18 protein-coding genes and 4 rRNA genes are annotated in these 26,299 nt (G+C 58.0%); 8 read left to right on the top strand and 14 right to left on the bottom strand.

Features of this window, described 5'->3' with window-relative positions; genetic code table 11:
• Positions 1-4: 4 nt before the first annotated feature.
• From KSS96_RS27895 to KSS96_RS01530, 3 genes are read left to right on the top strand one after another with little or no spacing between them, the layout of a single operon-like run.
• The gene (locus KSS96_RS27895; protein WP_017528409.1) at positions 5-316 is read left to right on the top strand and encodes a hypothetical protein; all 312 of its coding nucleotides are present in this window, start codon (positions 5-7) and stop codon (positions 314-316) included.
• Complete coding sequence (locus KSS96_RS27890; RefSeq protein ID WP_017528410.1) at positions 316-549, top strand: hypothetical protein; 234 nt, start codon at positions 316-318, stop codon at positions 547-549. The genes KSS96_RS27895 and KSS96_RS27890 overlap by 1 nt, the downstream gene beginning before the upstream one ends.
• Entirely contained in the window at positions 546-1,217 is a 672-nt protein-coding gene (locus tag KSS96_RS01530; protein ID WP_137220432.1) for a protein phosphatase 2C domain-containing protein, read from the top strand. The genes KSS96_RS27890 and KSS96_RS01530 overlap by 4 nt, the downstream gene beginning before the upstream one ends.
• Before the next feature lie 156 nt (positions 1,218-1,373).
• Here KSS96_RS01530 and KSS96_RS01525 read toward each other — a convergent pair whose 3' ends face one another.
• From KSS96_RS01525 to KSS96_RS01490, 8 genes are all read right to left on the bottom strand, one after another.
• Positions 1,374-2,819, bottom strand: coding sequence for an efflux transporter outer membrane subunit (locus KSS96_RS01525; protein WP_017528412.1), 1,446 nt, complete (start codon positions 2,817-2,819; stop codon positions 1,374-1,376).
• Positions 2,816-3,874 carry an HlyD family secretion protein gene (locus KSS96_RS01520; protein WP_017528413.1) on the bottom strand — a complete coding sequence of 353 codons (1,059 nt, stop codon included), beginning with the start codon at positions 3,872-3,874 and terminating at the stop codon, positions 2,816-2,818. Before KSS96_RS01520 ends, KSS96_RS01525 begins: the two co-directional genes overlap by 4 nt.
• A 15-nt stretch (positions 3,875-3,889) precedes the next feature.
• The gene (locus KSS96_RS01515) at positions 3,890-5,425 is read right to left on the bottom strand and encodes an MFS transporter (RefSeq protein ID WP_017528414.1); all 1,536 of its coding nucleotides are present in this window, start codon (positions 5,423-5,425) and stop codon (positions 3,890-3,892) included.
• A gap of 170 nt (positions 5,426-5,595) precedes the next feature.
• Positions 5,596-6,516: a LysR family transcriptional regulator gene (locus KSS96_RS01510; protein WP_116079830.1), complete on the bottom strand. Its 921-nt coding sequence runs from the start codon at positions 6,514-6,516 to the stop codon at positions 5,596-5,598.
• Positions 6,517-6,570: 54 nt separating this feature from the next.
• Complete coding sequence (locus KSS96_RS01505; protein WP_017528416.1) at positions 6,571-7,419, bottom strand: ABC transporter permease; 849 nt, start codon at positions 7,417-7,419, stop codon at positions 6,571-6,573.
• A gap of 12 nt (positions 7,420-7,431) precedes the next feature.
• Complete coding sequence (locus KSS96_RS01500) at positions 7,432-8,283, bottom strand: ABC transporter ATP-binding protein (RefSeq protein ID WP_017528417.1); 852 nt, start codon at positions 8,281-8,283, stop codon at positions 7,432-7,434.
• Between the two features lies 1 nt (position 8,284).
• Entirely contained in the window at positions 8,285-9,310 is a 1,026-nt protein-coding gene (locus tag KSS96_RS01495) for an ABC transporter substrate-binding protein (protein WP_017528418.1), read from the bottom strand.
• Between the two features lie 14 nt (positions 9,311-9,324).
• The gene (locus KSS96_RS01490) at positions 9,325-10,218 is read right to left on the bottom strand and encodes a TauD/TfdA dioxygenase family protein (protein ID WP_135196972.1); all 894 of its coding nucleotides are present in this window, start codon (positions 10,216-10,218) and stop codon (positions 9,325-9,327) included.
• A gap of 265 nt (positions 10,219-10,483) precedes the next feature.
• On the opposite strand from KSS96_RS01490, the gene KSS96_RS01485 reads away from it, so the two are divergent.
• The 5 genes from KSS96_RS01485 (at position 10,484) to KSS96_RS01465 (ending at position 17,070) form a co-directional block, all read left to right on the top strand.
• A complete protein-coding gene (locus KSS96_RS01485; RefSeq protein ID WP_017528420.1) occupies positions 10,484-11,191 on the top strand; it encodes a GntR family transcriptional regulator in 708 nt (235 codons plus the stop codon).
• Positions 11,192-11,521: 330 nt separating this feature from the next.
• The gene (locus KSS96_RS01480) at positions 11,522-12,280 is read left to right on the top strand and encodes a DUF3050 domain-containing protein (protein WP_065876867.1); all 759 of its coding nucleotides are present in this window, start codon (positions 11,522-11,524) and stop codon (positions 12,278-12,280) included.
• Positions 12,277-13,215 (top strand): diiron oxygenase, encoded by a 939-nt coding sequence (locus tag KSS96_RS01475; protein ID WP_217855593.1) that lies wholly within the window; start codon positions 12,277-12,279, stop codon positions 13,213-13,215. The genes KSS96_RS01480 and KSS96_RS01475 overlap by 4 nt, the downstream gene beginning before the upstream one ends.
• A complete protein-coding gene (locus tag KSS96_RS01470) occupies positions 13,212-16,586 on the top strand; it encodes an amino acid adenylation domain-containing protein (RefSeq protein WP_217855591.1) in 3,375 nt (1,124 codons plus the stop codon). Before KSS96_RS01475 ends, KSS96_RS01470 begins: the two co-directional genes overlap by 4 nt.
• Positions 16,587-16,605: 19 nt before the next feature.
• Positions 16,606-17,070, top strand: coding sequence for an SRPBCC family protein (locus KSS96_RS01465; protein WP_017528424.1), 465 nt, complete (start codon positions 16,606-16,608; stop codon positions 17,068-17,070).
• Between the two features lie 39 nt (positions 17,071-17,109).
• On the opposite strand, the gene KSS96_RS01460 is transcribed toward KSS96_RS01465, so the two are convergent.
• The 6 genes from KSS96_RS01460 to KSS96_RS01435 all read right to left on the bottom strand — a co-directional run bounded on the left by KSS96_RS01460 (position 17,110) and on the right by KSS96_RS01435 (position 26,296).
• Positions 17,110-18,990, bottom strand: a complete 1,881-nt coding sequence (locus KSS96_RS01460; RefSeq protein ID WP_017528425.1) for a methyl-accepting chemotaxis protein — start codon at positions 18,988-18,990, stop codon at positions 17,110-17,112.
• Between the two features lie 298 nt (positions 18,991-19,288).
• Positions 19,289-19,404 (bottom strand): 5S ribosomal RNA (gene rrf, locus KSS96_RS01455).
• Positions 19,405-19,513: 109 nt separating this feature from the next.
• A 5S ribosomal RNA gene (gene rrf / locus KSS96_RS01450) occupies positions 19,514-19,629 on the bottom strand.
• 157 nt (positions 19,630-19,786) lie between these two features.
• Positions 19,787-22,678 (bottom strand): 23S ribosomal RNA (locus tag KSS96_RS01445).
• A gap of 307 nt (positions 22,679-22,985) precedes the next feature.
• A 16S ribosomal RNA gene (locus tag KSS96_RS01440) occupies positions 22,986-24,522 on the bottom strand.
• The 16S, 23S and 5S rRNA genes sit together here, the layout of an rRNA operon.
• Before the next feature lie 553 nt (positions 24,523-25,075).
• Positions 25,076-26,296: a CaiB/BaiF CoA transferase family protein gene (locus KSS96_RS01435; protein ID WP_017530610.1), complete on the bottom strand. Its 1,221-nt coding sequence runs from the start codon at positions 26,294-26,296 to the stop codon at positions 25,076-25,078.
• Positions 26,297-26,299: the final 3 nt, after the last annotated feature.

The raw sequence follows: 26,299 nt of genomic DNA, 5'->3' as shown, positions 1-26,299 counted from the left end.
TGACGTGGACTTGGTCATCCACTTAACCAGTACCGCGGCCTGGTATCGACTGGAAGAGACCCTCAAGACCAAGGGGTTCAAAAACACCGGTCAAGACACGGTGACTTGTCGCCTGCGTTTGGGGACATTGAAAGTTGATTTCATGCCCACCGATGAGAAGGTGCCGGGGTTTTCCAATACCTGGTTTATCGGAGGATTGGAAAATGCTGTTGATTACACATTGCCCAACGGCACTGGCATCAAAGTCTTTGCAGCGCCGTGGTTTCTTGCTGCGAAACTGCAGGCCTATCAAGGAAGGGGCATGGCGACGTACTGATGTCCAACGATATTGAAGACATCATTGCTCTGTTGGACGGTCGAGAAGAGCTGATCGCGGAAGTGAAACGAGCACCTGAAGCGCTACGTCGTTTCGTGAGCGATCAACTGTCCGCGCTGCTCAAGCTGACCGCGTTTCAAGACGTGATCCAAAGCACCGCCCAAGACCCTGATCGCGAGGCCTTCATTCACAAGCGCCTCACCGCGCTGATTGATTTCGGAGCCCCCGTTTGATCCTGCACCTGAGCCTGAGCCGGCAAGGAACCCATCGTGCAGAAAACCGCGATTTCAGCGGTTCGGCGCACAATTCAGGCGCCCAGCTTTATGTCATCACCGACGGAGCGTCTAAATCCGGAAGTGGTGAACTGGCAAAAGCCATGACTCAGTATTTGCTCGAGTCCTTCACCCAAGCAGCTGCGACTGAAGTGTCTTGCCTTGAGAAGGCGCTGCGGCTGACGCTTACGCTGCTCAACCGGGTGCATTCGACTCTGTGCCCCGATTTTCCAGTCGCCGCCACCAGCTACCTGGTCCTGCTGGTTTTCGACCAGACGGCCGTCACCCTTCACGCCGGTGATTGCTGCCTGGGGTATCTGGAATCAAATCAACCGGTGAACTGGCTTAGCTCGCCACACTGCGGGCCCAATTGGAAAGGCAACCTGAGCCACGCGCTTATCGCGAGCAGCCCCGCCCGTAAAAAGCTGCTCAACTGCATGAGTTACCGTCGCTCCCACGAGCCAGCGTTTCAAGTCATACAAGTACTGCCAGACACCACATGGATTTTGGCGACCGATGGATTCTGGGCAGAACTCCCGGCAGAACATCAACTCGACGCCATCACACAGCGGAGTTTTGAAGGCTATTCGACCGAAGACGATGCCACCTTTATGCTTTTAAAGACGTAAGTCCCAGCGCTCACCACAGGGAGTTTTTCAACTTTTAAAAACTGTGGAGCCCCCTATGCCGTGACGGCAAATTGTCAGTCAGCCCATTCGGTACTGACCCACCGCTTTCGCGAGCAAGCCCGCTCCCACAGTTCGATCGTGTTCTGCTTCAGGACCTCAGCGCCTGGCCGCCTGCAATGGATACACCGATTCCCACCCTCCCCCCAATGCCTTGTACAACCCCACCATTGCCAACGACACACCGGTGGAACTCTCCACCCACTGTTCCTGCGTCGCCAGCAACGCGCTTTGCACGGTGAGCACATTGACGAAATCCGCCACGCCTTCGACGTACTGGTGTTGTGCGGTGGTCAGGGCGATCTGGTTCTGGCGCACGGCTTCGGCCAGGCTGTCGCGGCGCAGTTGGCTGGCGTTGTAGCGGGTCAGTTGGTCGTCGATCTCATGCCAGGCGCGCAGCACCGTGTGTTGGTAGGCCAGGGCCGCTTCCTGTTGCTGGGCTTGGCGCAGATGCACCATGCCTTGCAGGCGCCCGCCGTTGAACAGCGGCAGGCTCACTTGCGGGCCGATGGCGAACGCGCGCGAGCCCCACGAGCCGAAATCGGACAATTGCATCGCCTGCGAACCCAGGTTGCCGGACAGGGTGATGCGCGGGTAGAAATCGCCCTTGGCCACGCCGATGCTGGCGGTCGCCGCGTGCAGGCGGGCTTCGGCCTGGCGGATATCCGGGCGGCGTTCGGCAAGCTGCGACGGCAGGCCGATGGCGACCTGGCGCTGGGCTTGCGGCACGGCGGCGTCTTTGGACAGTTGCGCGTGCAGCGCTTGTGGCGGCTCGCCCATCAGCAGGCTCAGGGCGTTGATCAATTGATCCTGGCGCTGCTGCAGGTCCGGCAGGCGCGCTTCAATGGCTGCGACTTGGGCGGCGGCTTCGGCCACGTCCAGATCCGTTGCCACGCCGTCGGCCAGGCGCAGTTGCGAGAGCTTGAGGCTGTGGCGCGCGACGTCAAGGTTTTGCTCGGTAACGGCGCGGGTGTTCTGCACGCCGCGCAGTTGGATGTAGTCCTGGGCGGTTTCGGCCAGCACCGATAACAGCACGGCGCGGCGGTCATTTTCGGCGACTTGCAGGGTGGCGTTGGCGGCTTCGGTTTCGCGTTTTACACGGCCCCAGAAGTCCAGCTCCCAGGCGGCCGAGAAGCCCATGTCCCATTGGTTGAAGGCGGCGTGGCCGTTTTCACCGGAGGGGTCGCTCAAGCCTTTGCCGCTGTTGCGTTTGCGCTGGTAAGCGCCTGTGGCATCGACGTTGGGGTAACGCTCGGCGGTGGTCACCTGGCGCACGGCACGGCTTTGCGCCAGGCGACTGCCGGCCAGTTTCAGGTCGAGGTTGTCGGTAAGGGCACGGCGTGTGAGGGCCGAGAGTTGTTCGTCGTGGAACACATCCCACCAGCGCTCCTGCAACGGGTCGCTGACGGCGCGGCTGTCGGCCCGGCGACCCTGGGGCTCGCTCCATTGCGTGACCTGTGGGGTTTGCGGGCGTTGAAAGTCCGGCCCGACGGTGCAGGCGTTCAGGCTGATCAGGCTTAAGGTGAGCCAGGCAACTCGTTTCATTGCTGGGCCACCTCACGCTGACGTGCAACCGGTTGGGTATCGACGCTGGCCTCCACCGACATGCCCACGCGCAGGCGCTCGGTCAGCGGTTGGTTGGGCTCCAGCACGATTTTCACCGGAATACGCTGCACCACCTTGGTGAAATTACCCGTGGCGTTGTCGGGCTTGACGGCGGCGAACGTTACGCCGGTCGCGGGGGCCAGACTTTCCAGGTGACCGTTGAGCAACTCGCCGTCAAGGCTGTCGACACGCACCTGCACGGCTTGCCCGGCGTGCATATGGGAAAGCTGGGTTTCCTGGAAGTTGGCCACCACGTAGGCCTCAGCCAACGGCACCACGGCAAGGAGCTTGCTGCCGGGCGTGACGTAGGCGCCCACGCGCACCGCACGTTCGCCAACCATGCCGTCCACCGGCGCGACAATGCGCGTGTAGGAGAGCTGATAGCTGGCCATTTCCAGTGCGGCCTGGGCACGCTTGAGCCCACCGTCGGCCGCGTCGCGCTGGGCGGTGAGGATTTCTACCTGTTTGCGCTCGGCCGCCAGCACCGCCGTGGACTTGGCCAGGCGTGCGGTGGCCTGGTCGATACGGGTCTTGGCTTGCTGCGCATTCTGCACCGTGCCCGCGCCCACCCCGGCGAGGTGGTTGTAGCGGTTCAGTTCATGTTCGGCGAAGGCCACTTCGGCGCGGTCGGCGGCGACGGTGGCTTGCGCCTGGGCGATGACCGAGCTTTGGCGCTCCAGGGTGGCGGTGGCATTTTTCAGTTGGGCGTGGGCGACCAGCGTGTCGGCATCGGCGGCCTGGGCTGCGGCGCGAAAATCACGGTCGTCGATCAGCGCCAGCAGTTGCCCGGCCTTGACCTGCTGGTTGTCTTCTACCAGCACTTGCTTGATAAACCCGGCCACGCGCGGGGCGACCAGGGTGAAGTCGGCGGCGACGAAGGCATCGTTGGTGCTCTGGCGCGGGTTGCCCAGCAAGCCCGGCGCAGCCAGGTAAACCAGCACACCGACGGTAAATACTGCGATGACGCAGACGGCAATTTTATCTTTGCGTTTCATGAGAGGTCCTTGGGGCTAGGTCGGTGCGCGAGGCGGAAAGATCCGCGTGGGCATCCAGAAAATCAGCAGGATCAGCACCACGGCGACACCGCCCATGACGTAATAGAGATCGGAAGAGGTGAGCACCACGGCCTGTTCGTGCAGCCGATGGGCCAGGCCCACCGCGTCGCCGTCGGCCAGAGGCGAATTGCCCAGGCGGTCCACCAGCAGGGTCGAATGGAAGTGCAGGCGCTGGGTGGTCAGCGTATCCAGCACGCCGGTGGCGATCACGGCAGCCAGGCCTTTGACGGTATTGAACCAGGCCGAGGCGAATGGCCCATCGGAGGGTTGGATGCTGCCGGTGGAGAGCATCAACAGCGGCAGCACGGCCATGGGTTGCCCGAAGATTTGCAGCAGATATAGGCCGTAAAAGTCGTTGCGAACCCACGCCGAGGTCAGGTGCGCACTGCCGACGCAGCACAGCACCAGCATGCCCAGGCCGATGCCCAGCACCCAGCGGCAATCGACCCAGCGCAGGTTGCACAGCGCCGCCACCAGCGGCAGCGCAATCAACTGCGGCAGCGCCATCAGCAGCATCACCGGTGCGGTCTGCAGCGGCCGGTAGCCCTGGACCTGCGCAAGGAAACTCGACGGGATGATGATCACCGAGGTCAGCACCATCAGCACGCCCGCCAGCACGATCAACGCAAACGACAGGTTGCGCAGGCCGAGCATCTGCAACTTGAAGAACGGTATCGGGTGCGACCACTCATTGAGCATGAACAACACCAGCAGCACGCTGCCGCCAGTGAGCAAAAAGGTGATCAGGCCGGATTCGAACCAGTCCAGCCGATTGCCTTGCAGCAGGCCGATCACCAGCATGCAGATCGCCGGGAAACCCAGCAGCAGGCCGCGCCAGTTGAACTGCTTGAAGCGCTCCAGGCGCAGCGGGTCTTGCGGCAAGCCGTAGGCCACGGCGGCCATCGCTAGCAGACACGGCGCGACGATCTGCCAGAACGCCCATTGCCAGCCGACGTATTCGGTCCACAGCGCCGCCAACGGGGTGCCGAGGCTCGGGCCGAAGGTGGCGGTAAGTGCGTAGCCGGCCAGGCCGTACAGCTTGACGTTGGCCGGCAGGAAACGCAGGGCTACGGTCATCAACATCGGCGGCAACGCACCACCGGCCAAGCCTTGCACGGTGCGCAGCAGCAACAGGCTTTCGTAGTTCGGCGCGAACGGGCACAGGATGCCCAGCACGGTGAACAGGCCAATGGCGTACAGGGTGAAGCGGCGCAGGGAAAACGTCACCGAACACCAGGGCGCAAACGCCATGGCCGCGACCGACGTGGCGGTATAGGCCGCGACCAGCCAGGTGCCTTCGTCAAAGCCGATGTACAGCGCACCACGAATGTCGGCGAGGGCCACCTTGGTGACCATCTCGTTGAGGCCCGATACCAGCACCGCCAGCAACACACCGACCAGGCCGATGATGATGCGCGGGCCGAACACGGGCGGGGCCAGGGTGGCGGGCTTGGCTGCGGCCGCAAGGGTGGGGGCAGCGAGAGACGTCATGAACAGGTAACTCGGAATGGGAAATACCCGAGCAGTTTATTCAGGCATACGCATGACAAAAAGTTACTTATCGACAGCTTATAAGTGCGCCAGACGCAATCCTGGGTTGCCTGATACACCGCCATCGGGGGCAAGCCCCCTCCTACATTTGCCCTGTGTACGCTTGAAATTCAGTTCGGTTGGGCTTCCAGCCAGGTGGCGTGGCAACTTTCGCGCATCGTCTCGCGCAGCCATTTGTGAGCCGGGTCTTTGTCGAAGCGCGGGTGCCAGGACTGGGCGAGTACCAGGGTCGGCAAGGAGATCGGCAGCGAGAAGGCACGCAGCGGCAGCTTCAGGCGATTGGCGCTGTAGAGCGCTTCCTTGGGCACCGGCAGGATCAGGTCGGAGTCGGGCAGCATGAACATCGCGCCATGAAAACCCGGAGCGATCATCGCCACGCGCCGCTCCAGGCCCTGGGCGTTCAGCGCGGTGTCGATCGGCCCGCGGGCGAGGCCGCGCCGCGAGATGCTGATATGGGAATAGCTGGCGAAACGTGCGGCGGTGATTTCTTCGTCGAATAAGGGGTGATCCTGCCGCGCCAGGCCAACAAAGGTGGTGGAGAACAGGTTCTGCACCTTGACCTCGGGGCTCGCCGGCAGGGTGTTGCTCACGCGTAGATCCAGCCGCCCTTCGCGCAGGGCTTCGTCATCGGTATCGCCTTCGGGCACGAAACACAGCTCGCACAGGGGGGCCATGCGCTCCATGGTGTCGAACAGTCGGCCACCATACACGCCGATAAAAAAGTCATTGGCGCGCACGCTGAAGCGGCGGCGCAGGGTGCTCAGGTCCACTTGCTCGGACGAGCGAAACAGTAACGCCGCCTGTTCCACCACGGTGCGTACCTGGCCTTGCAACTCCAGGGCCTTGGGCGTGGGCACCAGCCCTCGACCGGCACGCACCAGGATCGGGTCGCCCACCGCTTCGCGAATACGCGTGAGCGTGCGGCTCATGGCCGCCGGGCTGAGGTTCATCCGCCGCGCGGCGCCGACCACACTGCCCTCGTCGAGCAAGGCGTCGAGGGCGACCAGCAGGTTCATGTCCGGTAGTTGCATGCCAAGCACTCGTGAGCGTAAGGGAGTGAACGGGATGCAATCGTAGCAGGTGTATCAGCGCTGCATGCCCCAACGCTTTACGGTGAGCCGCTCGAAGGTGTCAAACACCAGGTTTTCCACCAACAGGCCGATCAGGATCACCACCGCCAGCCCGGCAAATACCTTGTCGGTGTACAGCTCGTTGCGGTTCTGGAAGATGTACCAGCCCAAACCGCCCTTGCCACTGGTGGCGCCGAACACCAGTTCGGCGGCGATCAGCGTGCGCCAGGCAAACGCCCAGCCGATCTTGAGGCCGGCAAGAATCGACGGCAGCGCCGCCGGGATCAGGATGAACAGCACAAAGCGCATCCCCTTGAGACCATAGTTGCGGCCCGCCATGCGCAGGGTTTCGGACACGCCTAAAAACCCCGAGTAAGTATTGAGCGCCAGCGCCCACAGCACCGAATGCACCAGCACGAAAATCAGGCTGTTCTGGCCCAGGCCGAACCACAGCAGCGCCAGCGGCAGCAATGCGATGGCCGGCAGCGGGTTGAACATCGAGGTCAGGGTACTGAGCAGGTCGCGGCCCAATTGGGTCGACACGGCCAAGGTGGTGAGGGCGAACGCCAGCACAATGCCGATCAGGTAACCCTTGAGCAATACCACCAGCGAGATGCTCACCTTGCTCAGCAGTTCGCCGCTGAGCAGCCCGTCGTATAGCGCGTTGAAGGTTTGCAGAAAGCTCGGCAGCAGCAGGTCGTTGTTCTGGTAGCGCGCGACGGCTTCCCAGAGGATCGCCAGCACGATCAGGATCAGGCCCTTGCGCAGCCAGCCTTGTTGCCACAAGCGCTGGCGCAGTGGCAGTTCGCGTTCCACCGGGACGCTGAGCAAAGGTTCGAGGGTGATTTCGTATTCCTGGCGCATGGGTCGCCCTCCTTAGTAAGCGATGCGGATATCGGCAAAACCCAACTCGGGTTCGGCAGCCGTGGTTTCATCGAACAACAAGCGATGAATGCGCCGCGCCGACGCCTGGAAGTCCACACCGCCAAGGCTGTGCAGGTTGTATTGATGGCTGTGGATTTCCGCGCGCACGCGCCCAGGGTGCGGCGACAGCAGCAGGATGCGATTGCCCACCACCAGCGCTTCTTCGATGGAGTGCGTGACAAACAACAGGGTGAAGCGCACCTCTTCCCAGAGCAGCAGCAACTCCTCTTGCATCTTGCGCCGGGTCAGGGCGTCGAGGGCGGCGAAGGGTTCGTCCATCAGCAGGATTTTCGGCTGCATGGCCAAGGCACGGGCGATGGCTACGCGGGCTTTCATGCCGCCGGAGAGCGTATGCGGGTACGCCTCGGCAAAGGCACTGAGGCCCACTTTATCGAGGTAGTGCAGCGCGCGCTCTTCGGCTTCGCGACGCTTGAGGGTGTTGGATGCCAGCAGTGGAAACATCACGTTCTGCTTGACGGTTTTCCACGGTGGCAACTGGTCGAATTCCTGGAACACCACGATGCGGTCCGGGCCCGGTTGCTCGACCTTTTGGCCCAACAGGCGAATCTGGCCTTCGCAGGGCTTGATAAACCCGGCGATGGATTTGAGCAAGGTGGACTTGCCGCAGCCCGAAGGGCCAAGCAACACGTAGCGGTCGGCCGGGTCGATTTCGAAACTGACCTGGTGGGTGGCCCGCACCACGCGCTCGGGGGTGCGGTATTCAAGGCTGACGTTATCCACCGCCAGCAGCGGCTCGGCGGTGTGCAGGTTGCTGGCCGCGTGGCCTTGCAAGGGCGCGTTCATTTCAACTTCCTTGCAGGGGCTTGGCGTCCTGGAAGAAGTAGTCCTTCCACGATTCAGGCTTGTTTTTGATGGCGCCGACACGGTAGAGGAACTCCGCCAGCGGGTAGGTGTTTTTTGGGGTGACGCTGAATTCGAACTGCGGGTTGTCGATGATTTTGAGCAACTCGGCGCGGTCGATCTTGGCGTTGGTCACACGGATATAAGTATCGGCGGCGGCGCCTTTGTCGTTCTGGGCGAACTGCGCGGCTTCGGTCAGTGCCTCGACGAACGCTTTATAGGTCTTGGGGTTGTCGTTGCGGAATTTTTCAGTGGCAAACAGCACGGTTGGCGAGTTGGGGCCGAGCAGGTCGTAGGTGTTCAACACTACGTGCACGTTAGGGTTGGCCAGGGCCTGGTCCTGGAACGGCGGGTTGGAAAAATGCCCGGTCAACTCGGTACCGCCGGCGATCAGTGCGGCGGTGGCGTCGGGGTGCGGAACGGCGACGGTGTATTTGTCGAGGCGATTGAATTCCTGGTCGCCCCACTGCTTGGCGGCGGCGTATTGCAGGAAGCGCGACTGCACGGACACGCCCACTGCGGGGACGGCGATGCGGTCCTTGTCGGTGAAGTCGGCGATGGTCTTGACCTTGGGGTTGTTGCTGACCAGGTAGTACGGGAAATTGCCCAGGGACGCCACGGCCTTGACGTTCTGTTTGCCGTGGGTGCGGTCCCAGATGGTCAGCAGCGGGCCGACGCCGGCCCCGGCTATATCGATGGAGCCGGAGAGCAGCGCATCATTGACCGCCGCGCCACCGGAGAGCTGGGTCCAGTCGACCTTGATGTCGATGCCTTCCTGCTTGCCGTACTTCTCGATCAAGTGCTGATCGCGCACCACGTTGAGCAACAGGTAAACGATGCCGAATTGTTCGGCGATGCGGATCTCACCTTCGGCCTGGGCCGCCGCAGGCGCCACCAGGCTACCGGCCAGCAGGCTCACGCCCAGCCCGAGGGTGGCGGCCAAGCGCGCAAATGGAATGTTCCTGGACATGGTCATGCTCCGAATCAGAAAGGCGCGTCGCCCTGGATGGTGGTGCGAAACAGCTTGCGGCGCAGGTGGCTCGGGCAACCGGCGGCCAGGTGGATCAGCGAGCGGTTATCCCAGAACACCAGGTCGTGAGGCTGCCATTGATGGCGATAGATGTTGTGCGCCAGCACGCTGTGGGCATAAAGCTGGGCCAGCAGGTCACGGCTCTCATCCTCGGGCAGGCCGACGATGCGGGTGGTGAAGCCTTCACTGACGAACAGCGCCTTGCGGCCGTTTTCCGGATGCGTGCGCACGATGGGGTGCACCACTTCGGCCACTTGCGCCAACTGTTCCGGGGTGAGCGTTGGGCGCCAGTTGCCTTCGAATTTGGTTTCGCTGTAACGCGCCGTGTAGGAATGCGCGGCGCTGCGGCCCTCGACGGCTTTGCGCAAGTGCTCGGGCAACTGATCCCAGGCCTTGTGCATGTCGGCGAACAAGGTGTCGCCGCCTTCGCTAGGCAGCTCTTGTGCGTGCAGCATCGAACCAAGGCTGGGCAGTTCTTTATAGGACAGGTCTGAATGCCAGAACTTGCCGGCATCGCCCAGGCCGATGGATTGGCCGTTTTCAATAATGTTGGAGACGATCAGGATTTCGGGATGGTTGGCCAGCAGGAACTGTTTGAGCACATGAATCTGCAGCACGCCAAAACGGCGGCTGAAGGCGATGTGCTGTTCGGGGGTGATGCGCTGGTCGCGAAACACCACCACGTGATGGTCCAGGTGCGCGCGGTGGATGCGCGCAAAATCCTGCTGATTGATTGGCCGGGACAGGTCCAGGCCAATGATCTCGGCCCCCACGCTGCCGGGCAGTGGGCGCACCTCGAAGGCTTGGGCGGCAGGGATCGCTGTTGGAACAGTAGAGGCGGCGGACATGAGTTCACTCCCGGTCGGTCAGGAGATTGACTTTATAGGCATAAGAACTTGATTTTAAATACCGATAATGAATAACGATATGCGGGAAGGGAGCAAGGTGATCGGGCCGTGTAAGATCTGCGAAAAGCCTGGCGTGGGCCGTCGGAATCGCGTGTTGAAACGCTTACAAGCCGAAACCGTGCCTGTTTGACAAGCTTAAGGGCACTCTCTAGTGTGCATTGGATCCAATTAGCCATCACTTTTAGAAAAAGAGCACAACGTAGCCGTGACGCAGAAGCCGACCCCTTTGAACAGCATCAAGATCAGCGGTCCTATTCCCGCCCACCTTGCTCGCTCCGTGATTGAAGAAACCTTGCGCAATGCCATCCTCGACGGCCGGTTGCCCTGTGGTACCGCCATGCGTCAGCAGGAGTTGGCCAGCCTGTTCGGGGTCAGCCGCATGCCGGTGCGTGAAGCCTTGCGCCAGCTGGAGGCCCAGTCGCTGCTGCATGTGGTGACCCACAAAGGCGCCGTGGTGGCCCCCGTGATTGAAGACAATTCGGCGGAGACCTATCAATTGCGGATGTTGCTGGAGTCTGAAGCCTTGCGCTTGTCGATTCCGTTGCTGACCGACGCCGATATCGCCGAAGCGGACGCGTTTATCCGCGCTCTGGAGCAGGAAGAAAATTACGCCGAGATGGGTCGTCTCAATCGCCTGTTTCACATGGCGCTCTACGGCAAGGCGCCTAACCAGCGACTGCTCAAATTGGTGGAACACGGGCTGAATGAGGAAGAACGCTTCCTGCGCTTCAACCTTCAGGCCATGGGGCTGGGCCAGATAACCCAGGACGACCACCGTGAACTGTTGAACCTGGTGGCGCAGAAGAAAGTCGAGGAAAGCGTCCTGACCCTGCGCAATCACCTGATGCGTGGGATGGAAGTTATTACCACCTATCTCAATGGCGTGGACACCACCGGCAAGAAAACCCCGTAACCGGGTTTTCGCCCGCCCTTCTTTACGCTTAACGTTGGGGTACTGTGTCTGCCGGGTAGTGCCCCTGCGCCAAAGAAGCTTCTTATTTAATAAAGCCGCTGCCCACGGCCAATATCATTTAGAAAAACATCCACTACATTCCTATACTCGTTACGTTTTTCAGCCCGCCTATTATCGCTTATCACTAAACCAGACACTTGCGTCGACGGCGCAGCCCATCCGCATGAACAGCGTGCGCGTCGCGCTTGGTTTAGACCTGTTTATCTCTTTGCCGCGTATAAAAGCCCGCTGCTGTTTCACGGCAAAAGCAACAACTTATAGGCCTACACCATGTATCAATCATTACTTGAAAAAAGAAAACTACAGTTATGTAGCCACCCGCTATTAACGGAAATAACCTCGCAAAAAAAGTTACAACTTTTCATGGAGAGCCATGTATTCGCCGTTTGGGATTTCATGACACTTACCAAACGCCTGCAACAGGACCTGAGCTGCACTCGCTTGCCCTGGCTGCCACCGGCCGACCCACTCGCCGCGCGCCTGATCAATGAGATTGTGCTGGGCGAAGAATCAGACGAACACCCCCGGCAAGGCTATTGCAGTCACTTCGAGTGGTACCGGGAGGCCATGCTCGAAGTCGGCGCCAGCCCTTGCGCGATCGACCGCTTCGTCGCACTGCAACGCGAAGGCGTCGAAGCGGGCAGCGCCTTGCATATGATCGATGCACCCGCCGGCGTACGCCGGTTTGTCAGCGACACATTGCACATTGCGCTGCAAGCTCCCATCCACTGTGTGGCAGCCGCTTTTTTTCACGCTCGCGAGCAGGTTATTCCGAACATGTTCGAGCGTTTCCTGCGGTCTGATACGCTCCTGCGTTGCCAGGCGCCTACCTTGCGGGGCTACCTTGAACGCCACATCGAACTGGATGCCGGCCATCACGGGCCGGCGGCTGAGCAGTTGCTCGAACGTCTGGTGCGCGTAGCCCCGGCGTACCGCCAACAAGCCAACGACGCAGCCCTTGCCGCAGTGCAAAGCCGTATCGCGCTCTGGGACGAGATGCGGGCGGCGCTGCAAGAAGTGCAGCCATGAACATCGCCAACTACACCTCGACTGTCGACGACTGGGAGCGCCGCGCGACCATCCGCACACGCCCCCGCCGCCTGCTGGAAAACGATGACAAGTTGATCTATCCGCTATGCCGCCAACCCTTGGTACTCACTGCCACTTTTGTGGAGCAGTGCCCCCAATGGCGCGACTTCGTGCTGGTGCAGAGCTTCTACAAATTTATCAACGATGTGGTGATCTTCGAGACTGAGATCGTCGACAAGACCGCGCGTAACATCGCCAAGAACCGCTTCTCGGTGCCCTTCCCATTCGCCTGCCGCGTGGATGCCATGACGGTAGTGGTGGATGAGGATTACCACGCCCTCGTCGCGTTGGACTTCTTGCAACAAACCCTGGACATGACAGGCGTACAACCGCTGGATCTACCCGCACACATCGAACTGAGCCGCGCTCTGCCGGCGGCACAGGCTCAGGCGCCGGCCCACCTGCGCGACGCTGTGGAGCTGATTGGCGTGGCCATCGCCGAAAATAGCGTCACCCACGATGTGGCGGCGTTTTCCAAGGACAACAGTGTCAAAGCGTCCATTCGTGGCTTGATGGCCGACCACCTGTTTGACGAAGGTCGCCACGCGCAATTCTGGACTCGCCTGGTGCAACACTATTGGCAAACCGCGAGCCCGGCTGACCGTGACAGCATCGCGCACGTGTTGCCGATATTCCTGAGCCATTACCTGACCAATGACCTGCAGAAGAACTTCGACCTGCAGTTGATCGAGCACCTGGATATAAGCAGCAGTGTGCGCGGTGCGCTGCGTGATGAAGTGATCACGCTGGCGTTTCCCATCACCGGCCAGCACCCCTTGATGGGCAATATCATCAACTTCCTGCAACACAGCGGCTTACTGCACACACCCAGTGTGACGCAGGCGCTGAACGACTATCTGCCGGTGCCCGCATGAGGCGCCTGACCATCGGATGGCGCGGCACCAGCAAGGCACTGGGTGCCATCAGGCCGGTACTGGAGCAGTACGGGCATGTGTCTGCTGACGAGGCCATCGACCTGTGGCTTGAAGACGGTAGCCTGCCGTTGCCGGACGAGGTGGGCGAAGCGGCCTGTATAAGGCTGCGCCTGGGGGTTGGCCCGGAAAGTGGCTGTGGGTTGCCCGCGCTACAATTACGCGCCTATGACCGTGGCCAACGACTGTGTGCCGTGCTGAACATCGCCGAAGAGCCCAGTGGCAATGGCCAGCGACTGCGCCAGCAGGTGACAGGCGCACTGGTGGACTGGGTTGCGCTGCACGTCAGTGGCTTTTCACGGGACCCGGGATATCGGCCTCTGAGTACGGTCGCCACGGACTGGCCCGAGCAGGGTTTGCAAGGACTTGAAGCGTTGGCCTTTATGCATCGGTTCAATCGTACACACGACCGCGCATTGAGGCAGGAAGCCCACGTGCCGGTGATCGAACGAATACAGGCCAGCCTTTTCGCTTTCGCCAATCGGCCGGCACTGTGCATCGCCGGGAGTGAGGTGACCTATCGCCAGCTGCACGTGCAGGCCATGGCAATCCAGCAACGCTTGCGCCCGTTACTGGAGGCGCTCGAGGCGCCGCCAGTGATCGGTGTATGCCTGGCAAAATCCGTCGAGCTGTACGCCAGCATTCTCGCGGTACTTGGCTGTGGCGCGGTGTACTTGCCGCTCGCCCCTGACCAGCCTCCTCAACGTCATCAGATGATGCTCGCCGGGGCTCAGGTGCTGCTGGACACCGGCAAGCATCCGTTGCGGGGACGTTTCCTGGCGTTGGATGTCAGTGCCGTCGACCCTGGCGACACCACCGAAACCCTCTGTGCGCCGACATCCAATCACGCCTGCCCGGACGCGCCGTGCATGCTGCTCTACACATCGGGAACCACGGGCCAGCCCAAGGGTGTGCAACTGAGCCAAGGCAACCTGGCGCATTTCACGGCCTGGTTCAGGACCTGTATGGCACTGGATGAACACAGTCGGGTGTTGCAGTTTTCGCCCTTGAGTTTCGACTCATCGCTCATCGATATCTTTCCCACCTTAATCGCCGGCGCCGCGTTGATCATCCCCAGCGAACAGCAACGGCACGACCCCCGGTTACTGGTGGAATTGCTTCGCCGGCAGCGCGTCAGCCATGCGTTTCTGCCGCCCGCGCTGCTCAACCTCCTACCGCTGGACCGTCCTCTGGGTGTGACGCATCTGCTCACTGGCGGCGATGCCTGCGAACCCCATGTGATCGAGCGCCTGGCGGGGCAGTGTCAGCTCCACAACCTCTATGGCCCCACCGAAACCACGGTGCTGATCACGCACCGGACATTGGCCACCCACGACAACAATCGCAACATTGGCACCCCCATCGCCAACAGCCGGGTGCTGATTCTGGATGACCAGTTGCAACCCGTAGATGAAGCGGTAACCGGCGAGCTTTATATCGTTGGGCCTGGGGTAAGCCTGGGGTATGTGAATGCGCCGCAGGAGACCGCCAGCCGGTTTGTCGAGCTGCTGCTGCCGGGGGGCCAGGCCGTGCAGGCCTTTCGCAGTGGCGACCTTGCGCAGTGGACCGCCGAGGGTATCGTGTTGGGCGGGCGGCGCGATGATCAGGTAAAAATCCGTGGGTTTCGGGTCGAACCCCAGGAAATTGAACAATGCCTGCGCAACAGCCGGTTGTATCGCGGGCTGGCGGTGGTGATCGACCCTGACCGCAGGATCCACGCCTTTTTCGCCCAGCCCGAACCAGGTGCTACGGTCGCCGCGTTGCGCACGCATGCACAGCAGTGGCTACCGGACTACATGCAACCTGGCTTCTGGGTTGAACTGCCAGACATACCGCACACTCACCACGGCAAGGTTGATCGCAGGGCGCTGTTGACGCTACCACCACAGCCCATTTTGCAGGCGACCCCCTGCCTTGCGCGCACCGCGCTGCAAGCACAGCTGAGCGGCCTGTGGGGCGAGCTGTTGGGGTTGCCCGCCGAAAACGTGGGTATTGATGACAGCTTCTTCGACCTCGGCGGCCATTCGATTTTGCTGTCGATGTTGTTGTTGCGTGTTCGCGAGCAATTTGGCCGTGGTTTTGCGCTGAGCCAGTTCATTGAAGTCCCGACGGTTCGTACGCTGGCAGCGCTGATGCAAGACGGGGAGCGCCCCGACGCCTCTTCCGGCCAGGCGATCCGGGATGCCCAACGGCCGTGGATGATCAACTCGTTGCCCGAGGGTGCCTGGGGCGATCCGCGCAAAGTTATAGTCACAGGCGCCAACAGTTTCGTCGGTATACACATCGTCGAAGCCCTGTTGGCCGGTGGCGCCATTGAGGTGGCGTGCTTGGTGCGTGAACGACCGGGGCAGTGCGCGATGATGAGGTTTACCCAGGCGCTGCGCGATTACCGCTTGGACCATATGGACCTGAGCCGAGTACAGGTATTCGCCGCCGACATCAGCCAGCCTCGACTGGGTTTGGCCCGCGACGTCTATGACTCTCTCGTCGAAGGCTTCGGTGTGCTGGTGCATAACGCGGCGCAGGTCAACCACGTCATGGACTACGCCTCGCTAGCCAGGAACAACGTCGAGCCCGTATTCGAATGCTTGCGTCTATGCGAGACGCGCTGCAAGAAAGTATTCAATTTTGTCTCGACGCTGTCCGCCTCCAGCAGTATCGACACGGTGGGACGTATCCTTGAAGCCCCTGCGGCGGCCACATTGCCGCTGTATATCAAGAATGGCTACAACCTCTCCAAATGGGTGGCGGAGCGACTGCTGGGGCGCGCGGTTGAAAACGGGGCCTGGGTCAATATCCATCGCCTCGGAAACATCAGCTTCAACAGCCGCAATGGGGTTTGCCGGCCGCAAAAAAATCGCCTGATGCTGATGCTCAAGGGCTCGCTGCAACTAGGCCTGCTTCCGCGGCTGGATTTGAATTTCGACCTGATGCCAGTGGACTTTCTGGCGCGCTTCATTGCGTTCCACGGCAGTCGTTTTCAAGCCGATAGAAGCGTGTTCAACCTGCATAACCCGCAGCCGTTGAGCTGGGAGAATTATCTGGATGCGTTCAGCCGAGCCGGTCATATGTTTGAGCGGGTAAGCATCACGCAATGGCAGAAGGCGCTACAGACGGTGGACCAGGACAACGCGCTGTTTGGCGTACTCGGTTTTTATCTTGATCGCTTGGATGAAGACATCGGCGATACCGGGATGATCCTTCACGAGAACGCACAGCGTGGCGTTGAGCAAATGGGTGAGCAGTATCCCGATAAAACCCCCGCGCTATTGAGCAGAGGTTGCAATTACCTCAAGGCCATCGGTTTTCTATGAATTGCGTCAGGACAACATTATGAAACGGCTGCAACCGGATACGTTAATCCGCAATCCAACGGGACGGCCGATAGTGGCCTCGCGGGTGATCGACTGCCAGGCCAGGCGTGTGTGGAACATGGTGGGGACGTTTTCAGGTTTTGATGTATTCATCCCCGCTCTGTCACACATCGAAATGACCGGTACCGGTGTGGGTGCTTTACGCACGAAGTTTTTCCGAGATGGCAACCAGGTGGTGGAACAGCTCAATAGCCGGGATGAGCACGCCATGTATATGACTTGGACCACCCTCTACAACACTCTGGGCGTGGCTAGATTGTGGGCAGCAATCAACGTGGACGCACTGGAGACACAGTGCTCCAGGGTAACGTGGACCCTCATTGCCGAACCGGAGGACGCTGCACAGGTGGGATTTGAACAATTTGTACAGGCTTTCGCTGAAAGCGCACTGGACAACGTCAGCCGCTTGTTGGGCCCGCAGTAGGAGCGAACACTGCACGCTCCTACTCACACGCTCAACGGCTCAGATTTTGAAGCTGTCGACCAGTTGCTTCAGCCGATTAGCCTGTTGCGACAGCGCATCGCAATCCTTCAAGGTTTCGTTGAGGTTGGCCACGCCCTGCTGGTTAAGCAGGTTGATCTGGTTGATATCCACATTGAGGGTTTCCACCACGGCCGTCTGCTCCTCGGTGGCCGCTGCGACGGATTGGTTCATACCGTCGATCTCAACGATCCGCTGCGTGACGCTGACCAGGCGTTCGCCGGCCTGGTTGGCCACCCCGACGCTTTGCTCACTGGACGTTTGGCTGGCGTTCATGGTGGTCACCGCCTCGCGCGAACCCACTTGCAGCGAAGTGATCATTTTATGAATCTCTTCAGCCGATTCCTGAGTACGGTGAGCCAAGTTGCGCACTTCATCGGCCACCACCGCAAACCCACGTCCCGCCTCGCCGGCACGCGCAGCTTCAATCGCGGCATTCAGTGCCAACAAGTTGGTTTGCTGGGAGATGCCTTTGATCACATCAAGGATGTGGCCGATATTATCGGTGCTGGCGTTCAGTGTTTCGATCTGAGTGCAGGACAAACTGATTTTTTGCGACAGTTCAGACATCGCCAGGATGGTTTGCTCCACCACTTTGCGACCGTCGTCGGCTTGCTCGCTGGCACCGCTGGCGTGCTGTGACGCATCAGCCGCGTTGCGCGCGATTTCCTGAGTGGCGGCACCCAGTTCGTTGATTGCTGCGGCCACACTGTTGGTACGCGCACTTTGCTCATCGGAACCGATGATTGACGCGTTGGAGGATGCCATCACTCGCTGGGACAGGTCGTGCACCTGGCGTGTTGCCGAAGACACTTCGGAAATCGAAGCGTGGATACGTTCCACAAACCGGTTAAACGCACTGCCGACTTCGCCAAACTCATCTTTGCTGGTAACAGCGAGGCGGCGGGTCAGATCACCTTCACCTTGAGCGATGTCTTGCATCGCAACCCCCATAGTGGTCAAGGGCCGCAACAAGACCTGAATCAGCAGGCTCAAGAGCACAGCAATCGCGACCACGGCGATGAGCATAGCGATCAATGCCGACGTGCGGAATTTACCCAACGGTGCGTAGGCTTTGTCTTTATCGATCGACAGACCGATATACCAATCTGCCCCTGGCAAGCCGCTGATCGGAGTGAAGGACAAAATACGATCCTGGCCCTTGAGCACAACCTCCTGATTGACCTTCTCGATGCGTAAGCGGGTGCCGGGATAGATGTCCTTGAGGTTTTTCATCACTTGGTCCTCGTCCGGGCTGACGATGACTTGGCCGTCGCCGCTGACCAGGAACGCATGCCCGATGCCGCCGAAATCCACCGAGTTGATGATTTTCACCAGGGTTTGCAAGCTGAGGTCTCCGCCCACTACACCCAGCAGCTCGCCGTTCTTTTTCACCGGCATGGCGATGGTGACGATCTGCCCGCCTACTGCAGCCATATAAGGCGGCGTGAGCATAGGTTTATCAGCCGCCACGGCTTGTTTGTACCAGGGGCGCTGACGGGGGTCGTAGCCGTCGGGCATTTTTGCATCCGGGCGCTGGGTAAACACACCATTGGTTTGACCCACATAGGTGAACTGGAAGTTCGAGGTGAACGCTGGTTGGTCGACTAGCCCAGGCAAGTCCGCTGCACTGCCTTGGTGAGCTACGTTTTGCGTCAGGCTTTCGAGTACCAGTATTCGACCACTGAGCCAGTTCTGCACACTGCTGGCGGTGAGCTCCCCGGATTGTTCGATGGACGATTCCAGGTTCTGCTTGATGGTGCTGCGCTGCAGGTAGTCGTTGTAAAGGGTGAACAACGCGAAGGCTAAAACCACTACGCCTGACGCGGCCAACAAGATTTTATGACTGAACTTAAGATTCATTTCATCGACTTCTTTTGCCAAAGGGGGATAAGCGTGCCGAGTGGAAATTCCATAAAACGGTAAGCGGAGTGTTCACCCGCTCCATTTCGGTGCACGCATGGCTCATCAAGCTTTCGGCCAAGTCGGAGCAAAACTTAGGGACTTATGGGAGAAATCTGATTTTTAACCCAGGAAAGAGATAGGCGGTAGGCGTTAGCGCTGTTGTGTGTTTTTCACTTGAGGACAACGTGGCGGGATTGCATCCCTCTAAACGACAAAACCCCTGTCTGCGTTAGCAGACAGGGGTTTCGGAATTTAATCTTGACGATGACCTACTCTCACATGGGGAAACCCCACACTACCATCGGCGATGCATCGTTTCACTACTGAGTTCGGGATGGGATCAGGTGGTTCCAATGCTCTATGGTCGTCAAGAAATTCTGTGTACCGGCCCGTCGCAGTATCAACGTGCCGATGAAATTCATGGACTTCTACATAAACAAAACCCCTGTCTGCGTTAGCAAACAGGGGTTTTGGAATTTAATCTTGACGATGACCTACTCTCACATGGGGAAACCCCACACTACCATCGGCGATGCATCGTTTCACTACTGAGTTCGGGATGGGATCAGGTGGTTCCAATGCTCTATGGTCGTCAAGAAATTCGGGTACTGACTCGTGACCAGATGGCCTCGCTTCAGCAAATCGGGTATGTGACAGCAGTCGGTGTTTTGTGAGTTACAAACTTTCGGTTCGTTTCGTCTTCACACACCGCAATCTGATGCTCTTTCGAGTAGTCAAATTGCTTGGGTGTTATATGGTCAAGCCTCACGGGCAATTAGTATTGGTTAGCTCAACGCCTCACAGCGCTTACACACCCAACCTATCAACGTCGTAGTCTTCGACGGCCCTTCAGGGAACTCAAGGTTCCAGTGAGATCTCATCTTGAGGCTAGTTTCCCGCTTAGATGCTTTCAGCGGTTATCTATTCCGAACATAGCTACCCGGCAATGCCACTGGCGTGACAACCGGAACACCAGAGGTTCGTCCACTCCGGTCCTCTCGTACTAGGAGCAGCCCCTCTCAAATCTCAAACGTCCACGGCAGATAGGGACCGAACTGTCTCACGACGTTCTAAACCCAGCTCGCGTACCACTTTAAATGGCGAACAGCCATACCCTTGGGACCGGCTTCAGCCCCAGGATGTGATGAGCCGACATCGAGGTGCCAAACACCGCCGTCGATATGAACTCTTGGGCGGTATCAGCCTGTTATCCCCGGAGTACCTTTTATCCGTTGAGCGATGGCCCTTCCATACAGAACCACCGGATCACTAAGACCTACTTTCGTACCTGCTCGACGTGTCTGTCTCGCAGTCAAGCGCGCTTTTGCCTTTATACTCTACGACCGATTTCCGACCGGTCTGAGCGCACCTTCGTACTCCTCCGTTACTCTTTAGGAGGAGACCGCCCCAGTCAAACTACCCACCATACACTGTCCTCGATCCGGATAACGGACCTGAGTTAGAACCTCAAAGTTGCCAGGGTGGTATTTCAAGGTTGGCTCCACGCAGACTGGCGTCCACGCTTCAAAGCCTCCCACCTATCCTACACAAGCAAATTCAAAGTCCAGTGCAAAGCTATAGTAAAGGTTCACGGGGTCTTTCCGTCTAGCCGCGGATACACTGCATCTTCACAGCGATTTCAATTTCACTGAGTCTCGGGTGGAGACAGCGCCGCCATCGTTACGCCATTCGTGCAGGTCGGAACTTACCCGACAAGGAATTTCGCTACCTTAGGACCGTTATAGTTACGGCCGCCGTTTACCGGGGCTTCGATCAAGAGCTTCGCGTTAGCTAACCCCATCAATTAACCTTCCGGCACCGGGCAGGCGTCACACCCTATACGTCCACTTTCGTGTTTGCAGAGTGCTGTGTTTTTAATAAACAGTCGCAGCGGCCTGGTATCTTCGACCGGCATGGGCTTACGGAGCAAGTCCTTCACCCTCACCGGCGCACCTTCTCCCGAAGTTACGGTGCCATTTTGCCTAGTTCCTTCACCCGAGTTCTCTCAAGCGCCTTGGTATTCTCTACCCAACCACCTGTGTCGGTTTGGGGTACGGTTCCTGGTTACCTGAAGCTTAGAAGCTTTTCTTGGAAGCATGGCATCAACCACTTCGCTAACTAAAAGTTAGCTCGTCATCAGCTCTCGGCCTTAGAATCCCGGATTTACCTAAGATTCCAGCCTACCACCTTAAACTTGGACAACCAACGCCAAGCTGGCCTAGCCTTCTCCGTCCCTCCATCGCAATAACCAGAAGTACAGGAATATTAACCTGTTTTCCATCGACTACGCTTTTCAGCCTCGCCTTAGGGACCGACTAACCCTGCGTCGATTAACGTTGCGCAGGAAACCTTGGTCTTTCGGCGTGGGTGTTTTTCACACCCATTGTCGTTACTCATGTCAGCATTCGCACTTCTGATACCTCCAGCAAGCTTCTCAACTCACCTTCACAGGCTTACAGAACGCTCCTCTACCGCATCACTTACGTGATACCCGTAGCTTCGGTGTATGGTTTGAGCCCCGTTACATCTTCCGCGCAGGCCGACTCGACTAGTGAGCTATTACGCTTTCTTTAAAGGGTGGCTGCTTCTAAGCCAACCTCCTAGCTGTCTAAGCCTTCCCACATCGTTTCCCACTTAACCATAACTTTGGGACCTTAGCTGACGGTCTGGGTTGTTTCCCTTTTCACGACGGACGTTAGCACCCGCCGTGTGTCTCCCATGCTCGGCACTTGTAGGTATTCGGAGTTTGCATCGGTTTGGTAAGTCGGGATGACCCCCTAGCCGAAACAGTGCTCTACCCCCTACAGTGATACATGAGGCGCTACCTAAATAGCTTTCGAGGAGAACCAGCTATCTCCGAGCTTGATTAGCCTTTCACTCCGATCCACAGGTCATCCGCTAACTTTTCAACGGTAGTCGGTTCGGTCCTCCAGTTAGTGTTACCCAACCTTCAACCTGCCCATGGATAGATCGCCCGGTTTCGGGTCTATTCCCAGCGACTAGACGCCCTATTAAGACTCGCTTTCGCTACGCCTCCCCTATTCGGTTAAGCTCGCCACTGAAAATAAGTCGCTGACCCATTATACAAAAGGTACGCAGTCACCCAACAAAGTGGGCTCCCACTGCTTGTACGCATACGGTTTCAGGATCTATTTCACTCCCCTCTCCGGGGTTCTTTTCGCCTTTCCCTCACGGTACTAGTTCACTATCGGTCAGTCAGTAGTATTTAGCCTTGGAGGATGGTCCCCCCATATTCAGACAAAGTTTCTCGTGCTCCGTCCTACTCGATTTCATGACTAAGAGATTTTCGCGTACAGGGCTATCACCCACTATGGCCGCACTTTCCAGAGCGTTCCGCTAATCTCAAAGCCACTTAAGGGCTAGTCCCCGTTCGCTCGCCACTACTAAGGGAATCTCGGTTGATTTCTTTTCCTCAGGGTACTTAGATGTTTCAGTTCCCCTGGTTCGCCTCTTGCACCTATGTATTCAGTACAAGATAACCATCTTATGATGGCTGGGTTCCCCCATTCAGACATCTCCGGATCAAAGTCTGTTTGCCGACTCCCCGAAGCTTTTCGCAGGCTACCACGTCTTTCATCGCCTCTGACTGCCAAGGCATCCACCGTATGCGCTTCTTCACTTGACCATATAACCCCAAGCAATCTGGTTATACTGTGAAGACGACATTCGCCGAAAATCTGTAATCACTCACAAATTTTACCTTAGCCTGATCCGTTACCAGTGAAAGTAACGTTCAGCCTATCTTTCTATCACATACCCAAATTTTTAAAGAACGATCTAATCAAAGACTAGAAATCAACATTCACCATCGCTAGGATGGAATGCTCATTTCTAAGCTCTATATAGAATAATGCATTAATCTAGCATTACCGTCTTCTTCAATGAATCAAGCAATTCGTGTGGGAACTTATGGAGCAGCTGATGTCGTCGATTAAGGAGGTGATCCAGCTGCAGGTTCCCCTACGGCTACCTTGTTACGACTTCACCCCAGTCATGAATCACACCGTGGTAACCGTCCTCCCGAAGGTTAGACTAGCTACTTCTGGTGCAACCCACTCCCATGGTGTGACGGGCGGTGTGTACAAGGCCCGGGAACGTATTCACCGCGACATTCTGATTCGCGATTACTAGCGATTCCGACTTCACGCAGTCGAGTTGCAGACTGCGATCCGGACTACGATCGGTTTTATGGGATTAGCTCCACCTCGCGGCTTGGCAACCCTCTGTACCGACCATTGTAGCACGTGTGTAGCCCAGGCCGTAAGGGCCATGATGACTTGACGTCATCCCCACCTTCCTCCGGTTTGTCACCGGCAGTCTCCTTAGAGTGCCCACCATGACGTGCTGGTAACTAAGGACAAGGGTTGCGCTCGTTACGGGACTTAACCCAACATCTCACGACACGAGCTGACGACAGCCATGCAGCACCTGTCTCAATGTTCCCGAAGGCACCAATCTATCTCTAGAAAGTTCATTGGATGTCAAGGCCTGGTAAGGTTCTTCGCGTTGCTTCGAATTAAACCACATGCTCCACCGCTTGTGCGGGCCCCCGTCAATTCATTTGAGTTTTAACCTTGCGGCCGTACTCCCCAGGCGGTCAACTTAATGCGTTAGCTGCGCCACTAAGAGCTCAAGGCTCCCAACGGCTAGTTGACATCGTTTACGGCGTGGACTACCAGGGTATCTAATCCTGTTTGCTCCCCACGCTTTCGCACCTCAGTGTCAGTATCAGTCCAGGTGGTCGCCTTCGCCACTGGTGTTCCTTCCTATATCTACGCATTTCACCGCTACACAGGAAATTCCACCACCCTCTACCATACTCTAGTCAGTCAGTTTTGAATGCAGTTCCCAGGTTGAGCCCGGGGATTTCACATCCAACTTAACAAACCACCTACGCGCGCTTTACGCCCAGTAATTCCGATTAACGCTTGCACCCTCTGTATTACCGCGGCTGCTGGCACAGAGTTAGCCGGTGCTTATTCTGTCGGTAACGTCAAAACAATCACGTATTAGGTAACTGCCCTTCCTCCCAACTTAAAGTGCTTTACAATCCGAAGACCTTCTTCACACACGCGGCATGGCTGGATCAGGCTTTCGCCCATTGTCCAATATTCCCCACTGCTGCCTCCCGTAGGAGTCTGGACCGTGTCTCAGTTCCAGTGTGACTGATCATCCTCTCAGACCAGTTACGGATCGTCGCCTTGGTGAGCCATTACCTCACCAACTAGCTAATCCGACCTAGGCTCATCTGATAGCGCAAGGCCCGAAGGTCCCCTGCTTTCTCCCGTAGGACGTATGCGGTATTAGCGTCCGTTTCCGAACGTTATCCCCCACTACCAGGCAGATTCCTAGGCATTACTCACCCGTCCGCCGCTCTCAAGAGAAGCAAGCTTCTCTCTACCGCTCGACTTGCATGTGTTAGGCCTGCCGCCAGCGTTCAATCTGAGCCATGATCAAACTCTTCAGTTCAAACATCTTTGGGTTTTTAAGAAACCCTAAACTTGGCTCAGCAATCGTTGGTTACATCTTTGATTTCTCGCGGAGTAACTTGTGATGCTGATAATCTTGTTGACTATCAGTCTGACTCCACAAGCACCCACACGAATTGCTTGATTCAGTTGTTAAAGAGCGGTTGGTTAAGAGCTTTCGTCTCAACCGAGGCGCGCATTCTACAGCAGCCTCACTTGCTGTCAAGCGGTTATTTTCAGAAGCTTTCGAAGATTTCTTCAACAACTTCAACCACTTGCGCTTCCGATCTCTCGTCAGCGGGAGGCGAATTCTACAGCGTTACACGCTGCTGTCAACACCTCTTTTTCAACTTCCTTTTAGCTTCGATGAACTGAAGCAACTTGCTGCCGAAAACTGCGTAACTCATTGTTTACCAAGGAGTTTTCCGTTTCGACTGCGCCGGAAGTGGGGCGAATTATAGGCTTCCAGAATCTGGCGTCAACAATTAATTTTGCTTTTCCTATCAATCAAGAGAGATTGATTAAAAACCACCCAAATGCGCCCGAAGAAACCGCTAGATGACTCCCGCCTCTTTTAACGCCGCAATATTCAACGGCGCCAGCCCCAACACTCTCTTCAACACCAGCTCCGTATGCTCACCCAATAGAGGAGGTGCGCTGCGATACTCCACAGGTGTCTTGGATAACCGAATCGGACTGGCAACTTGCGGCACCAACCCCGCCAACGCATGAGGCAACTGCATCGCCAGCCCACGCGCCTTCACCTGAGGATCGGCAAACACCTGCGAAAGGTCATTGATCGGACCACAAGGCACCCCAACTTGCTCAAGCTGGGCCACCCACTCCGCCGTCGTCTTGAAGACCGTCGCCTGGCGAATCAACGGAATCAGCACCGCACGGTTAACCACCCGCACTTTATTAGTGGAGAAACGTGGGTCATCCGCCCACTGCGGCTGACCCGCCACTTGCGCAAACTTGCGAAACTGCCCGTCATTACCCACAGTCAGGATGAAATCACCATCGGCCGTGGGGAAATCCTGATAAGGGACAATATTCGGATGAGCGTTACCCAGGCGCTTCGGAGGCACCCCCGTCGTCAGATAATTCATCGCCTGATTAGCCAAGCAGGCCACCTGAACATCGAGCAACGCCATATCGACGTGTTGCCCGCCACCGTCATGATCTCGATGCGCCAGCGCAGCAAGAATGGCCACCGTCGAATAGAGGCCCGTGAGAATGTCAGTCAACGCCACTCCCACCTTTACCGGCCCCGCCCCCTCATCACCTTCCGGCCGACCAGTCAGACTCATCAGCCCGCCCAGCCCCTGGATCATGAAGTCATAACCCGCACGCGCGGCATAAGGTCCGGTTTGGCCGAAGCCCGTGATAGAGCAATAGATCAACTCAGGATTAATCTCCTTGAGCGACTCATAATCCAGCCCATAGGCCGCTAAACCATCCACCTTAAAATTCTCGATGAGGATGTCGGACTTAGCCGCCAGATCCCGTACCAGCTTCTGCCCCTCAGGCCGGGTGAAGTCGATAGTCACCGATTCTTTATTACGATTGGCAGACAAGTAATACGCCGCCTCACTGGTGTTCTCGCCATAAGCATCTTTAAGGAAGGGGGGCCCCCAGGCCCGCGTGTCGTCACCACTACCGGGGCGTTCAACCTTTATTACCTCTGCCCCGAGGTCCGCAAGAATCTGCCCGGCCCAAGGGCCCGCCAACACTCGCGATAAGTCCAATACCCGCAGATGCGATAGCGCGCCCATACC

Source organism: Pseudomonas asgharzadehiana (assembly GCF_019139815.1).
Taxonomy (GTDB): Bacteria; Pseudomonadota; Gammaproteobacteria; order Pseudomonadales; family Pseudomonadaceae; genus Aquipseudomonas; species Aquipseudomonas asgharzadehiana.
Note: the sequence above shows the minus strand (reverse complement) of the source record. Positions and strands in the feature narration are given on the sequence as shown.

Coding starts and splice junctions, on each gene's coding strand:
- KSS96_RS01465 (WP_017528424.1), top strand. CDS start 16,606: ATGAAACGGCTGCAACCGGATACGTTAATCCGCAATCCAACGGGACGG.
- KSS96_RS01495 (WP_017528418.1), bottom strand. CDS start 9,310: ATGTCCAGGAACATTCCATTTGCGCGCTTGGCCGCCACCCTCGGGCTG.
- KSS96_RS01520 (WP_017528413.1), bottom strand. CDS start 3,874: ATGAAACGCAAAGATAAAATTGCCGTCTGCGTCATCGCAGTATTTACC.
- KSS96_RS01505 (WP_017528416.1), bottom strand. CDS start 7,419: ATGCGCCAGGAATACGAAATCACCCTCGAACCTTTGCTCAGCGTCCCG.
- KSS96_RS01515 (WP_017528414.1), bottom strand. CDS start 5,425: ATGACGTCTCTCGCTGCCCCCACCCTTGCGGCCGCAGCCAAGCCCGCC.
- KSS96_RS01500 (WP_017528417.1), bottom strand. CDS start 8,283: ATGAACGCGCCCTTGCAAGGCCACGCGGCCAGCAACCTGCACACCGCC.
- KSS96_RS01510 (WP_116079830.1), bottom strand. CDS start 6,516: ATGCAACTACCGGACATGAACCTGCTGGTCGCCCTCGACGCCTTGCTC.
- KSS96_RS01470 (WP_217855591.1), top strand. CDS start 13,212: ATGAGGCGCCTGACCATCGGATGGCGCGGCACCAGCAAGGCACTGGGT.
- KSS96_RS01475 (WP_217855593.1), top strand. CDS start 12,277: ATGAACATCGCCAACTACACCTCGACTGTCGACGACTGGGAGCGCCGC.
- KSS96_RS01460 (WP_017528425.1), bottom strand. CDS start 18,990: ATGAATCTTAAGTTCAGTCATAAAATCTTGTTGGCCGCGTCAGGCGTA.
- KSS96_RS27890 (WP_017528410.1), top strand. CDS start 316: ATGTCCAACGATATTGAAGACATCATTGCTCTGTTGGACGGTCGAGAA.
- KSS96_RS01490 (WP_135196972.1), bottom strand. CDS start 10,218: ATGTCCGCCGCCTCTACTGTTCCAACAGCGATCCCTGCCGCCCAAGCC.
- KSS96_RS01435 (WP_017530610.1), bottom strand. CDS start 26,296: ATGGGCGCGCTATCGCATCTGCGGGTATTGGACTTATCGCGAGTGTTG.
- KSS96_RS01525 (WP_017528412.1), bottom strand. CDS start 2,819: ATGAAACGAGTTGCCTGGCTCACCTTAAGCCTGATCAGCCTGAACGCC.
- KSS96_RS01480 (WP_065876867.1), top strand. CDS start 11,522: ATGTATCAATCATTACTTGAAAAAAGAAAACTACAGTTATGTAGCCAC.